Here is a 12,741-nt window from a genome sequence, read left to right on the forward strand (position 1 = left end):
TATTCCTAAACACAGCGGGATTCAAATTGATCCAACCCATACGAATTTTTATACTGCCGGCTTAACCGAAAAGGAATAACAAATGGAAACATGGAGTGAAGCGCTGGGGCCTGAAAAAAATAAGTCCTATTTTAGAGAGCTCAGAGAATGGGTTAAATTAGAAAGACGATCAGGTAAAACTATCTACCCACAAGAATCAGATGTCTTCAATTCGTTCGCATTGACCGAACTGAATGCTGTGAAAGTCGTGATTCTAGGGCAAGACCCTTATATCAATCCTAATGAAGCTCATGGTCTTAGTTTCTCCGTTCCTCACGGAGTAAAGATCCCGCCCTCACTGGCCAATATATATCAAGAACTGGCCGATGATATTCCCGGATTTCAACAACCTACTCACGGTAATCTGGAAAGCTGGGCTCAGCAAGGCGTATTGTTGCTTAATACCGCACTGACTGTTGAAGCTGGAATATCAGACTCCCATAAAGGCTATGGATGGGAGATTTTTACCGATAAGGCAATTTCTGCTGTCAACGAGCATTGTAGGGGGGTGGTTTTTCTTCTGTGGGGCGCCAAAGCCAAGCAAAAAAAATATTTTATCGATGACACTCGCCACCACATTTTAACCGCTCCACATCCAAGTCCGTATTCTGCCAGTAATGGCTTTTTTGGCTGTAAACATTTCTCACAAACCAATACGTTTCTTATTTCTCAGGGTAAAAGATCTATCGATTGGACCTCGGTCTGTCATTAATTCCTCCAATAAAAAGACCCCGCCAAAGCGGGGTCTTTTTATTGTCACTCTTCAAGTCCTGCGAGCGGGTATCAGTGCTCGCGGGTCTGGCGGAACTGAACGTCCGGGTGACGCTCCTGGGCCAGGCGCAGGTTGACCATGGTCGGGGCTATGTAGGTGAGGTTGTCACCGCCATCCAGGGCCAGGTTGACCTCGTTCTTGCGCTTGAACTCCTCGAACTTCTTGACGTCAGTCCCTTCCACCCAGCGGGCGGTGGAGACGTTGACCGCCTCGTAGATGGCCTCGACGTTGTACTCGCTCTTCAGACGCGAGACCACCACATCGAACTGCAGCACACCGACGGCACCGACGATGAGATCGTTGCTGATAAGCGGACGGAACACCTGCACGGCGCCCTCTTCGGAGAGCTGCACCAGCCCCTTGAGCAGCTGCTTCTGCTTGAGGGGGTCGCGCAGGCGGATGCGTCGGAACAGTTCAGGCGCGAAGTTCGGGATACCGGTGAACTTGAGATCTTCACCCTGGGTGAAGGTGTCACCGATCTGTATGGTGCCGTGGTTGTGCAGCCCTATGATGTCACCGGCGCAGGCTTCGACGGCCTGCTCCCGGTCACCGGCCATGAAGGTGACGGCGTCGGAGATGTTCACGTCCTTGCCGATGCGCACGTGGCGCATCTTCATGCCCTTGCTGTAAGTCCCTGACACTATGCGCATAAAGGCGATACGGTCGCGGTGCTTGGGATCCATATTCGCCTGGATCTTGAACACGAAGCCGGAGAACTTCTCCTCGGTCGCCACCACTTCGCGGCTCTCTGCCTTGCGCGGCATGGGGGACGGCGCCCAGTCGGTCAGGCCGTCCAGCATGTGGTCGACGCCAAAGTTGCCAAGGGCGGTACCGAAGAACACAGGGGTCATCTCGCCGGCGATGAAGGCCTCGTGATCGAACTCGGGAGAGGCGCCCTGCACCAGCTCCAGTTCGCCGCGCAGCTGGGCAGCCAGATCTTCACCTATGGCGGCGTCCAGTTCCGGGTTGTTCAGACCCTTGACCACCCGCTTCTCCTGGATGGTGTGGCCCTGACCGGTCTGGTACAGGTAAGTCTCGTCCTTGTAGAGGTGGTAGACCCCCTTGAAGGACTTGCCGCAGCCGATGGGCCAGGTGATGGGGGCGCACATGATCTTCAGCTCGCGCTCCACCTCGTCCATCACTTCCATGGGATCGCGCACTTCGCGGTCCAGCTTGTTCATGAAGGTGAGGATGGGGGTGTCCCGCAGCCGGGTGACCTCCATCAGCTTGCGGGTCCGATCTTCGACACCCTTGGCGGCATCGATGACCATCAGGCAGCAGTCGACCGCAGTCAGGGTACGGTAGGTATCTTCGGAGAAGTCCTCGTGACCCGGGGTGTCGAGCAGGTTGACCAGACAGTCCGCATAGGGGAACTGCATCACCGAGGTGGTGATGGAGATACCACGCTGCTTCTCCATCTCCATCCAGTCGGATTTGGCGTGCTGGCCCGAGCCACGGCCCTTGACGGTACCGGCGCGCTGTATGGCCTGTCCGAACAGCAGGACTTTTTCGGTGATGGTGGTTTTACCCGCATCCGGGTGCGAGATGATCGCGAAAGTGCGTCTCTTTGAGACTTCACTCAGAAATTCAGCTGACATAATTCGACGTTCTTCTATTGAGCGGCGGCCTTGGCCCCCGTGGGAATAAATGCGGGACAGCACCTTGGGATCAGGGCTCCCATGCAGACAACGACGCCACGCAGCCGGGTCATGGAACCCGCAGGTGGAAAAAGGAGGAGCGCTGCGTTACATGGGCCTTCTCGCCTGAGTCAAAGCAAAATTGCGCGACATTATACCCGCGCGAGTGAAAAATACCCAGCCCGGCATGAGGGGGCAGAAGGCCGGTTCGGGATCAGGCCGCCTTCACCACCCGGTTGCGCCCCGCCAGCTTGGCTGCGTACATGGCCTCGTCGGCCCGGCGTATCAGCTCCCCGAGATTGTCATCCTCAGCCCTGTACTCGGCACAGCCTATGCTGACGTGGATGGGGTGATCCTCAGGCACTCCCTCGATGACGAGGCGGGAGACCGCAATCCTGACCCGCTCCGCCACCTCGGCCGCCTCCTCGAGCTCGGTATCGGGCAGCAGCACCAGAAACTCCTCCCCTCCGTTGCGCCCTACCCTGTCCAGGCTGCGTACCTGCTCCTCGATGCAGTGGGCCACCGCGGTCAGCACCTGATCCCCCACCTGGTGGCCGAGCCGGTCGTTCACCTTCTTGAAGTGATCTATGTCCAGCAGCAGCACGCACAGGGGTTTGCCGCTCTCGCGTGCCTGGCTGAACCATTTGCGCCCCTTGGCCTGGATCTGACGCCGGTTGTGGATGCCCGTCAGCTCGTCCGTCATGGCGAGGTGCTGCATCTTGCGGGTGCGGCTGCGCTGATGGAGCACCAGTACCCCCATGACCAGCAACGACAGGACCACCACCAGATATTGCCAGTAGCGCCGCTCCTGCAACTGCTTGAGCTTTTCTGCCTGCAACTGCTGGCTGGATCTGAGGGTCTGGTTCTCCAGCTCCTTGCGCGCCAGATCGAACTCGAAGCGCATCTGCAGGGCCCGCTGCTCCCGCAGCCGCTGATCCAGTGCATGGCGGGTCTGCACGAAGGCCTTGAGGCTGGCCAGGGCCTCCGCGATCCGCCCCTGATGCTCCAGCACCCGGGCGCGTACCTCGTGCACCCAGGCGAGGAAGCGCAGGTTCTGCTCCCGGGCAAAAATCGGCTCGGCCTCGTCCAGGTGCCGCAGCGCCTCGGCCGGTTTGCCCATGGCATCCAGCGCGGTGGCCATGACGATGTGCCAGTGACCCAGGGTCACGCTGTCCGCCCCCTCCCCCTGATGCAGCAAGGTGGCGGCCTGTTCCAGCTTGGCCATGGCCTGCGCCGTCTTGCCCTGCCTGAGCAATATGGTGGCCAGCTCTATCCTGCTCCAGGCCAGCACACCGTCCTGCCGCTGCGCCTCATAGTAGCGCTCGGCCTCCACCATCAGGGGCAGCGCCTTGTCGTACTCTGCGGTGTCCACATAGAGCAGCCCCTGCTGGGTGTGAATATCCACCAGCCGCTCCTGATCCCCCAGCGTCCGGTAGTCGTGCTCCAGCTCCTGGAAATAGCCCTCGGCCCGCTCGAAGAGTCCCATCCGGCGATAGGCATTGGCGATCCTGGCCAGCACCTCGCGCCCCTTGCTCTCCAGCCCCAGGGTCTCGTAACGGCGATGGGCATCGATAAGCTCCATCAGCCCCTCGGCCAGCTCCCCCTGATAGGAGTACATCTCCCCCCGCAAGTTGAGGATGTCGGCCCGTTGCCGCTCATCCCCCAGCCTGCGCGCCAGGGTCAGGGCCGCGTCGTAGTCCTGCCGCGCCTCGTCCATGTTGCCGAGCAGCTGCTGATGATAACCGCGACAGGCGAGCAGGCCGCTCTCGGTGACCCTGTCCTTGCGGCCCCTCACCTCAGCCAGCGCCTTGTCGGCAAACTGCACGGCGCGCAGGAACTCCTCGTCCCGCTCGCTCGGCTGGGCCCAGCACTGCAGGCGGGCGATGCGCCCCTGCACCTCGGGCGGGTAGTCATCGACATGGGCAACCAGGGCGGCGACACGGTCGCGAAACACCTGCAGGGGCGGGGCATCATCCTCCAGCTGCTGCAGCTCCAGGGAGAGCGCGGGCTCGGTCAGCCGGGGGGACACAGCGAAGGCGGGTGTCATTCCCAGCCATATCAGCAGGCTAATGCCCGTCAGGATCTTCATGCAGATTCAGTCTCCCCGTTCGATGGCCCGGACGCCGTGCCCACCGCCCCAATCATATCCCTCCTTGTCATGGGCGCACAGCCACGGCATGCATTGCCGTGTCAGCGCTCACTCCTGCTATCTCATTCTTTACAGAAGGAAAGTCTGCATCGACTATAAGCGAACTGACACAAGGGAAGGGATGATGAATGACCTACGAGGAGCTGCGGGAGGCTTACGACAGGTTGTTGCTGGAGAACGAGCGCCTCAAACGCATCGCGGATGACGCACGGGAGAAGCTGGATGCCGCCATGGACGGCACAGGCCTGTGCATCTGGCAGAACCATGTTCCCACCGGCAAGCTCATCATCTTCAACCGGCGCTGGGGATCCATGCTCGGCTATCAGCCCAAGGAGCTGTCTGCCCACTTCGACATCTGGCGTGAGCACCTGCACCCGGAAGACAGGGAGCGGGTGCTGCAGGCCTTCTTCGACCACCTGGAGGGCAAGAGCCCCTTCTATCAGGTGATGCACAGGATGATCGGCAAGGATGGCAAGACCACCTGGGTGCTGGACCGCGGCCGGGTGGTGGAGCGCGATGAACAGGGTAACGCCATCCGGGTGATGGGCACCCACATCGACATCACCCACGAGAAGGAGTACGAGCAGCAGCTGGCTCAGCTGGCCCACCGGGATCCCCTCACCGGCCTGCTCAATCGCACCGCCATGCACCGCCAGTTCCCAGGGGAGCACAGGGCCATCTGCTTCATCGATCTCGATGACTTCAAGCAGGTGAACGACAACCTGGGCCACCGCGCCGGGGACGAGCTGCTGGTGGCCCTCAGCCAGCGACTGCGTCACTGCTGCGGCGAGGAGGTCAGGCTGGGTCGGCTCGGGGGGGATGAGTTCGTGCTGCTGCTGCCCTGGCCCAGCGAGGATCCCAGGACCAGCCACCTGGCCCGCCAGTGTGTCGACACCATAGCCACCCCGTTCGAGCTGCCCAATGGGGAGGCGGCCGTGGGCATGAGCATGGGGATAGCGGCCATCCGGCCCCAGGATGATTTCAGCACGGCGCTGGCCCGGGCCGATCAGGCCATGTACAGGGTCAAGCGCAGCGGCAAACGGGGATTCTATATCGCCAGGCCGAGCGGCCAGCCGCTGCTGGATCAGGATCAGGTCAGCGAACGGGGCCTCTACCACAGGCAAGGCAGCTGACGCCGACCTGCCCCTAGCTGCGTTGCCAGCGCCTGAGCAGCCGGCCCCGCAGGCCGCAGTCCAGCAACCAGCTGTTGTCGAACACCCGCAGTATCGCCGACTTGGCATGCCTGGACATGGCGACGGCGTGGAAGCGGGTCTGCTGCGCTCGCCGCCGGTTCATCCGATCGAGCAGGGCATGGGGCAGGCTCTGGGCGATGAAGTCGGAGATCACCAGCACGTCCGCCTTGGCAAAATCCGGTTGATCCAGCTGCACCAGCGCCTGCTCCAGGCAGGGCACCAGATCGGTGCCGCCGTGGAAGCTCATGGAGAGGAAGCGCTCCGCCTTGTCCAGACCCGTGTCTGCGGTGATCTCCAGGGTCGCCACCTCGGTGGAAAATAACATTAGATAGCAGCCCCGCTTCTCGTCCATCGCCAACTTGAGCAGGGCGAGGAAGAGCGCCTTGGCGCACTCCTCCGGATAACCCCCCATGGAGCCCGAAGTATCGACGCAGACGATGAAGGGGCCCCGCGGCTGCACCTCCTGCCCGCCCTGCTCCGGGGAGCGCTGCATCAGCCGCTGGCGCGGCAATGTGCCCCGAGACTGATAGCTCAGCAGGCGCCGCTCCAGATAGCGGCGATAGAACTCCAGCTCCAGCTCCGGCAGGGCCAGCATCACAGCCTCGCTCGGCAAGAGCCGCATCAAATCGCTGGCCGGGTGCACCCCCACCAGATCGTCAGGCACGTCGTCGGTCTGCACCTCTTCCAGCTCGTGCATGGGCACAGGGGGCAGCGTCCGGGTGTCGGTCCGCCGATCTCGCTCGCTACGTCCCAGCAGGGCCGCTATCTCCCCCAGCAGGGGCTCGCGCTGCAGCATGCGGGCATATTGCTGCACCAGCACCAGGCTGCGCTTGTGCCAGCTGCCCTGGGCCAGATCCCAGAGCCCCCCCGCCGAGATCTGGTGCGGATCCAGGGCGTCGGCCAGGGTCCGGTTCGCCAGCAACTGATCCTCTATCTCCTGGCGCTGCTTCTCCCGCTCCGCCTCGGCGATCTGCTGCTGCAACTGCAGCAGGCTGCCCACCAGGCTGGCCCGCCACTTCTCCACGAACAGCTGACGCAGCCCCTCGGTCGGCTGCACCATGATTTGGCGCACCAGGCTGCGGGCATCCCCGGCGAAGGGGCTGTGCTGCTCCAGCGCCTCCAGCAGGGCAGGCAGCCGCCCCACCAGCTCGGGCAGGGGCAGCAATCTGTGGGACTGATAGAGCAGGTACTCTCGTTCGAGGGCCACCGGCACCGGCTTGTGGCGCATCTCCTCGCCGAGCTGCTCGCTCCAGTGCTGGATGCGTTTTTTCAGCAGCTTGCCCTGCAGCGGGGAGCGTTTGAGGAATTCGGAGATCTTGGGGGTGGACGCCAGCAGCAGTGCCATCTCCCCCGCCAGCTCCCCCTCACCTATGAGGAGCCCCAGATCCATCATGCCGATCTCTAGCATGGGCACTCCCTATGCAAGGGACGCACAAAGCCATGCTGCCGGTGCGGCAGGCGGCCAAACACTTGGGCACACATCAATCCAGAGAGCATCAGGCATCCAGCCTGGGCAGGCGATCCCGCCACTGCTGCAGCTCCTCGCCCAGCCGCTCCAGGTCCCGGTTCAGCACGAAGAAGCTGTCCTCCACCTGACGCAGCCAGTGCTCCCCAACAAAAAGATGGGGCTGGTGACGATCGAACAGGCTGCGCTGGCCCTTGAGGCTCTGCTGCACCCGGACAACCTGGCTCGCCAGCTCACCGAGCTCGGCCTGCCAGGGGGCCGTCACCACCTCGGGGATGGGGGTTCGCTCTACCAGCACCAGGGGCACGGGCTGGCGCTGGACATCCAGCACGTGCAGCCGCAACTGCTCGTCGAGCACCAGCTCGTAGTGCCCCTCCTTGGGGTTGCCAAGGGGCCAGCCCACCAGCGCCTCCCCGTTGGGGTGCCAGTGGGAGAGCAGGGTGCGATCGAAGGTGAGGGTCTCGGTCAGCCGCTCGGGATCCCCGCCATCCAGGGGCGCCGGGGTGAGCAGCTGGAAGTGCACCTGCTTGCCGAAGGGTTTGGCGTTGGCCAGCGGCAACTCGGTGCCGCGGGCGCGGCGGCCGAACCACTGCTTGCGCTTGACCGCCTTGCAGGCGAGGCGCTGGGCGACGGCCCCCCTCAACTGCTTGAAGCGCTCGCGCAGGGCCAGCAGCTCGCGGGTCAGCACCAGTTGCTGGTAGCCGTAGAGGCGGGAGAACTCGCCGATCATCTCCAGCAAGGCGGTGCGGGAAGCCTCGTCGTGCCAGAGGCAATCCTTGAACAGCAGCAGATCCAGCGGGGCCACTTCGTCGCGGCCGTTGAAGAAGGCGCTCGCCTTGATGAGCCTGACCGCCTTCTTCCAGCGCCGATCCGACACATAGCAGCCGTGACCCAGCTGACTGTCGAGCTGCTGGCGCAGCTGGTAGATGAGCTCGAAGCAGGCGTCGGGCAGGCGCACCTGCTCGATCTCCTCCTGCCAGGCGTCGTACTCCTCCCCCCGGATCTGCACCGAGGGGGGCAGGTTCTGGTGGGATTGGCCATCGCTCGCCAGCATGGCCTGGAAGTTGGACTTCTCCTGCACCCTGTCCATCCAGATCCGCACCAGCATGCGATCGTAGAGCGCCTCCAGCCCGCTGTCCGGGGCGGGCAATTCGTTGGAGGCGGTCACCAGCAACCGCATGGGAATGGGGTGCTGGCTGTCGCCATTGCGGAACTGCCGCTCGTTGATGGCGGTGAGCAGGGTGTTGAGGATGGCCGGGCCCGCCTTCCAGATCTCGTCGAGGAAGACCACCTCGGCCTCCGGCAGGTAGCCATGAGTCAGCCTCAGGTACTTGCCATCCTCCTTGAGCGCCTGGATGGAGAGGGGGCCGAACACCTCCTCCGGCGTGCTGAAGCGGGTCATCAGGTATTCGAAGTGGCGGGCATCGTGAAAGGCGAGCTTGAGGCGCCGCGCGATCAGGCTCTTGGCGATGCCGGGGGGGCCCAGCAGGAAGACGCTCTCGCCACTCAAGGCCGCCAACAGCCCGAGCCGCAGGGCGTCCTGGCGCTCATAGAGCCCCTCCCCGAGGGCGGCCAGCAGCCGTGGCAGGCGCTCATGGATGGGGGTGGCACGAACAGTATTCTGGGCTAAAGGCGGCATAGGCACAGTTCCGAAGCTGGTATTGTCATCAGTGTCTGCGGGGTCCGGCCTCAGGCCCCGCCTCACTGTCATAGTCTGTTGAATCTGTTCATCCCGCGGTCGGGGTCGGGATCCTGCACGGCCCTGGCGGGACAATCCCGGCACGCAAGGGGGTGCAGCAAAACCTGCGAGAGTGTACTCTGCGCATCAGAATTTACCCCAACGCAGATCAAGAGTGAGCCTTCGCCATGCAAGATCCCCTGCTGGACCCACTGCGTCAGCGCATCCTGGCCCGGATGGGCATCCCCCTCTGGCAACTGAGAGCCCGGGGCCTGCCAGGCAAACCGGCAGAAGCTGCGGCAACCCAGCAGCCGCCGGTAAACATGGTGGCAGAGGATGCGGCGACCCCACGCCAGCCGGTGGCCGTGCCGACCGGCAAGCTGTGGCTGCAGGCCGAGGCGCTGCCCGCGCCCTCCCTGCTAGGGGATATCTGCCAGTGGCTCGGCATAGGCACGGACGAGGTCTCCTTGCTCGGCGAGCTGCCCGAGGGAATAACGCCCCCCCTGCTCTGGCTGACGGCCCCGGATCCGCGCTGGCCCCATGCCCTCGTCTGCCCGCTCAAGCCCAGCGCGGCGCACAAGCGCGCCCTGTGGCAGCAGTGCCGGCAGCGCCAGCTTGGTTGAAGCGGCCAGCCGCCAAATCCCTTGAAGCCACGACCATGGCATGACCATGCCGTCCGTCGCAAGTCCGAATCCCGTCCGGAGTAACCATGTCTGACCTCTTGCCCAGCTTTCGTCCCCTGCTCGAATCCGATTTCGATGCCATCTACCCCATAGAGCAGGCCGCCCACCAGGAGCCCTGGAGCCAGGCCAACCTGCTCTCCTGCTTCGGGCCGCGCTATCTCAATGGCCTGATGCTGGTGGAAGGCCGCCCCGCCGGTTTCTATATCTCGGATCTGGTGGCCGGAGACAGCTCCCTGATGAACATCTGCGTGCACCCCGAGTTTCAGGGCAAGGGGCTGGGCCGGGAGCTGCTCAAGGAGTATCTGGCCCGCAGCAAGGGGAAGGGGGCCGAGGCCTGGTTCCTGGAGGTGCGGGCGGGCAACCGCACCGCCATCAGCCTCTACGAGAGCGAGGGGTTTGCCGAGTATTGCCGCCGCGCCGACTACTATGGCACCGGCCAGGACAGGGAAGACGCCGTGCTGATGTCCCGCCTGTTCGACTTCGGCTGATCCCCCGGCTTGGGCCAGGAGGCCATCCGCAACGGACAAGGGGACTATACCGTCCCCTTGTCGCTCTCTCATCCCGACACCCCGGTCGCCCCTCAGGGCAGGGGGGCATTGTCGATGGCGGTATCCTCCAGGCTGAGGGTGACCCTCAGCACCGCCTCGAAGGCCGCCCCCGAGAGCGGCATGAAGAAGCCGCGCCCGTAGGTGACGCCTGGCATCCAGATCTGCTGGATATCCACCACCACCTTGATGGGCCTAAGCGGCTCCCCCGGTCGCTGCACATAGATGCCGGGCGCTGTCGCCACCTGCGGGAAGCGCCGCAGTATGTGCTCGCTGCCATCCCCCGCATCCGGGTTGAGCCGCACCTTGGCCAGCCCCGCCAGGGCGGACTGCATCTCGGGGGCGCGCCACAGCTCGTTATCGAGCGCCTTGCAGCGTCGGCATTTGGCGCGCTCTATCACATAGAGCACTGGGTATCCTTCCCTCAGCGCCAGCCGCTGCGCCTGCTCATAACCCTCGGCCCCGCTCAGCCAGGGATTGTCCTGCCCCTCGGATCCCCCAAGGACAAACCAGAGTGCACCGGCTCCCGCCAGCAGCAACAACATGCCCGTCAGCAGACTCTTGACTCCGATCCCCATGGCGCACCTCCCTGAATGAATCCGACCCTCGTCCTTATCATGCCTGACTCTCCCTGAGTTGACGACTTTGTGATCCAGGACAAATGGCGCACACTTGTAAGCTGTAATGTTAGAGTTTAAACTCCAGCCCCGATTTTAGTGCCCCTGCGGGCGCACAACTGTTACTTGAGGATGATTTAGATGTCGCAGCTTCATCTGGTTAGAGTGATGCGTGAGCGTATTGCCCGCCTTGGCAACAAGGCCGCCCTGCGCGTCCAGCAGGATGGCCAATGGCGCGCCATCGGCTGGCGTACCCTGGGCCAGGCCATGGACTACTGTGCCCAGGCGCTGATCCGCGCCGGCCACCAGCCCACCGAGATGGTCGGCATCTATGCCCGCAACATGCCGGAATGGACCCAGGCCGATCTCGGCATCCTGGCCGCCCGCGGCGTCAGCGTGCCCATCTACCCCACCAGCACCCTGGACCAGCTGCGCTACATAGTGAAGGATGCCGGCATCAAGCTGCTGTTCGTGGGGGAGCAGCCCCAGTTCGATCAGGCGCTCCTGCTGCTCGAGAGTGGCGAGATCAACCAGATAGTCACCCTGGACGGCACCGTCGATCTGCGTGGCTGCGAGCAGGCGAGCCACTTCCAGACCTTCCTCTCCTCCGGCAACCATCAGCCGAGCGAGCTGGCACTGCGGATGCGTGAACAGCACTACCGCATGGATGATCTGCTGACCCTGATCTACACCTCGGGCACCACGGGTGAACCCAAGGGGGTCATGCTCGACTTCAACAACATCGCTGCCTGCTTCGAGATGCACGACCGCCGCCTGGATCTTGGCGAGCAGGACGTGTCGCTGTGCATGCTGCCGCTGAGCCACGTGTTCGAGCGCGCCTGGAGCTACTACGTGCTCTATTGCGGCGCCGAGAACGTCTATATCCGCGACCCGCAGAAGGTGATGGATGTCATCGGCGAGGTGAAGCCGACCGTGATGTGCGCCGTGCCGCGCCTCTACGAGAAGGCCTACGCCATGATCCAGGCCAAGGTGGCCCAGGCCCCGCGCCTGCGCCGCGCCCTGTTCGGCTGGGCCACCGGGGTCGGCAAGCGGATGGTCGCCACCCGCCAGGCCGGCAAGTCCGCCTCCCCCCTGCTCTACCTGCAGCTGGCCCTGGCCGAGCGCCTGGTGTTTCGCAAGCTGCGTGCCCGCTTCGGCGGCCGTACCCGCTTCCTGCCGGTGGCGGGCGCTCGCCTCGCGGACGACGTCAACCTCTTCTTCCAGGCCATGGGGCTCAACCTCAAGTACGGCTACGGCATGACAGAGACCACGGCCACCGTCTGCTGCTACGAGGACAGCCAGTTCAAGCTCGGCTCTATCGGCACCGTCATGGACGGCATAGAGGTCAAACTCGGCGAGAACAACGAGCTGCTGGTGCGCTCACCCACGGTGATGCGCGGTTACTACAACAAGCCGGAGGCCACGGCCGAAGTGATGACCGAGGATGGCTTCCTGCGCACCGGCGATGCCGGCGAGCTGGACGACGAGGGCAACATCTACTTCACCGAGCGCCTCAAGGAGCTGATGAAGACCTCCAACGGCAAGTACGTGGCGCCGCAGCTGGTGGAGGGGACCCTGGGCAAGGATCGCTTCATCGAGCAGATCGCCATAGTCGCCGACGCCCGCCACTTCGTCTCGGCGCTGATAGTCCCCTGCTTCGAGTCCCTGGAGGAGTACGCCCGCTCCATCAACCTGCAGTACCAGTGCAAGACGGAGCTGCTGCGCCACTCCAAGGTGGTGGAGTTCTTCGAGGCTCGGATCGCGGATCTGCAACAGGAGCTGGCCAAGTTCGAGCAGGTGAAGAAGTTCACCCTGCTGCCGAGCGCCTTCTCCATGGAGCTCGGGGAGATCACCCCCACCATGAAGCTGCGCCGCAAGATCATCGAATCCAAGTACCAGAGCGAGATCGAGGCCATGTATAGCCATGTCTGAGCCCAGCCACGGCTGATCCCTCATATGGCAT

General features: G+C 63.3%; 10 protein-coding genes. 5 read left to right on the forward strand and 5 right to left on the reverse strand.

Annotation, left to right across the window (positions count from 1 at the left end):
* The first annotated feature begins 82 nt into the window (after nt 1–82).
* Nucleotides 83–751 (forward strand): uracil-DNA glycosylase, encoded by a 669-nt coding sequence (gene ung, locus ACFWHB_RS17515; protein WP_395948955.1) that lies wholly within the window; start codon nt 83–85, stop codon nt 749–751.
* A 71-nt stretch (nt 752–822) separates the two neighbouring features.
* On the opposite strand, the gene prfC is transcribed toward ung, so the two are convergent.
* Together prfC and ACFWHB_RS17525 are read right to left on the reverse strand one after the other, a co-directional pair.
* Nucleotides 823–2,412 (reverse strand): peptide chain release factor 3, encoded by a 1,590-nt coding sequence (prfC, locus tag ACFWHB_RS17520; protein WP_106887777.1) that lies wholly within the window; start codon nt 2,410–2,412, stop codon nt 823–825.
* A gap of 250 nt (nt 2,413–2,662) precedes the next feature.
* On the reverse strand, nt 2,663–4,537 hold the full coding sequence (locus ACFWHB_RS17525; RefSeq protein WP_393937309.1) for a diguanylate cyclase: 1,875 nt from the start codon (nt 4,535–4,537) through the stop codon (nt 2,663–2,665).
* 188 nt (nt 4,538–4,725) lie between these two features.
* Between ACFWHB_RS17525 and ACFWHB_RS17530 the strand changes: the two genes are divergently transcribed.
* Nucleotides 4,726–5,730, forward strand: coding sequence for a sensor domain-containing diguanylate cyclase (locus tag ACFWHB_RS17530; RefSeq protein ID WP_163157719.1), 1,005 nt, complete (start codon nt 4,726–4,728; stop codon nt 5,728–5,730).
* A gap of 13 nt (nt 5,731–5,743) precedes the next feature.
* Here ACFWHB_RS17530 and viaA read toward each other — a convergent pair whose 3' ends face one another.
* Both viaA and ACFWHB_RS17540 read right to left on the reverse strand, forming a co-directional pair.
* Complete coding sequence (gene viaA, locus ACFWHB_RS17535) at nt 5,744–7,198, reverse strand: ATPase RavA stimulator ViaA (protein ID WP_234677796.1); 1,455 nt, start codon at nt 7,196–7,198, stop codon at nt 5,744–5,746.
* Nucleotides 7,199–7,286: 88 nt separating this feature from the next.
* Nucleotides 7,287–8,894, reverse strand: coding sequence for an ATPase RavA domain-containing protein (locus ACFWHB_RS17540; RefSeq protein WP_111913110.1), 1,608 nt, complete (start codon nt 8,892–8,894; stop codon nt 7,287–7,289).
* Nucleotides 8,895–9,121: 227 nt separating this feature from the next.
* On the opposite strand from ACFWHB_RS17540, the gene ACFWHB_RS17545 reads away from it, so the two are divergent.
* Entirely contained in the window at nt 9,122–9,556 is a 435-nt protein-coding gene (locus ACFWHB_RS17545) for a hypothetical protein (RefSeq protein ID WP_395948956.1), read from the forward strand.
* A 98-nt stretch (nt 9,557–9,654) separates the two neighbouring features.
* The gene (gene rimI / locus ACFWHB_RS17550) at nt 9,655–10,104 is read left to right on the forward strand and encodes a ribosomal protein S18-alanine N-acetyltransferase (protein ID WP_395950218.1); all 450 of its coding nucleotides are present in this window, start codon (nt 9,655–9,657) and stop codon (nt 10,102–10,104) included.
* Nucleotides 10,105–10,196: 92 nt separating this feature from the next.
* Here the strand turns inward: rimI and ACFWHB_RS17555 are convergent, their stop codons facing one another.
* Nucleotides 10,197–10,739 (reverse strand): hypothetical protein, encoded by a 543-nt coding sequence (locus ACFWHB_RS17555; protein WP_395948957.1) that lies wholly within the window; start codon nt 10,737–10,739, stop codon nt 10,197–10,199.
* Between the two features lie 180 nt (nt 10,740–10,919).
* On the opposite strand from ACFWHB_RS17555, the gene ACFWHB_RS17560 reads away from it, so the two are divergent.
* Complete coding sequence (locus tag ACFWHB_RS17560) at nt 10,920–12,710, forward strand: AMP-dependent synthetase/ligase (RefSeq protein ID WP_395948958.1); 1,791 nt, start codon at nt 10,920–10,922, stop codon at nt 12,708–12,710.
* The last annotated feature ends 31 nt before the right edge of the window (nt 12,711–12,741 follow it).

It is taken from the genome of Aeromonas mytilicola subsp. aquatica, assembly GCF_044336385.1.
Taxonomy (GTDB): domain Bacteria; phylum Pseudomonadota; class Gammaproteobacteria; order Enterobacterales; family Aeromonadaceae; genus Aeromonas; species Aeromonas rivipollensis.

Excerpts from the sequence above, each read along its gene's own strand:
- ung (WP_395948955.1), top strand. The coding sequence starts at position 83 with ATGGAAACATGGAGTGAAGCGCTGGGGCCTGAAAAAAATAAGTCCTAT.
- ACFWHB_RS17525 (WP_393937309.1), bottom strand. The coding sequence starts at position 4,537 with ATGAAGATCCTGACGGGCATTAGCCTGCTGATATGGCTGGGAATGACA.
- ACFWHB_RS17530 (WP_163157719.1), top strand. The coding sequence starts at position 4,726 with ATGACCTACGAGGAGCTGCGGGAGGCTTACGACAGGTTGTTGCTGGAG.
- viaA (WP_234677796.1), bottom strand. The coding sequence starts at position 7,198 with ATGCTAGAGATCGGCATGATGGATCTGGGGCTCCTCATAGGTGAGGGG.
- ACFWHB_RS17540 (WP_111913110.1), bottom strand. The coding sequence starts at position 8,894 with ATGCCGCCTTTAGCCCAGAATACTGTTCGTGCCACCCCCATCCATGAG.
- ACFWHB_RS17545 (WP_395948956.1), top strand. The coding sequence starts at position 9,122 with ATGCAAGATCCCCTGCTGGACCCACTGCGTCAGCGCATCCTGGCCCGG.
- ACFWHB_RS17555 (WP_395948957.1), bottom strand. The coding sequence starts at position 10,739 with ATGGGGATCGGAGTCAAGAGTCTGCTGACGGGCATGTTGTTGCTGCTG.
- ACFWHB_RS17560 (WP_395948958.1), top strand. The coding sequence starts at position 10,920 with ATGTCGCAGCTTCATCTGGTTAGAGTGATGCGTGAGCGTATTGCCCGC.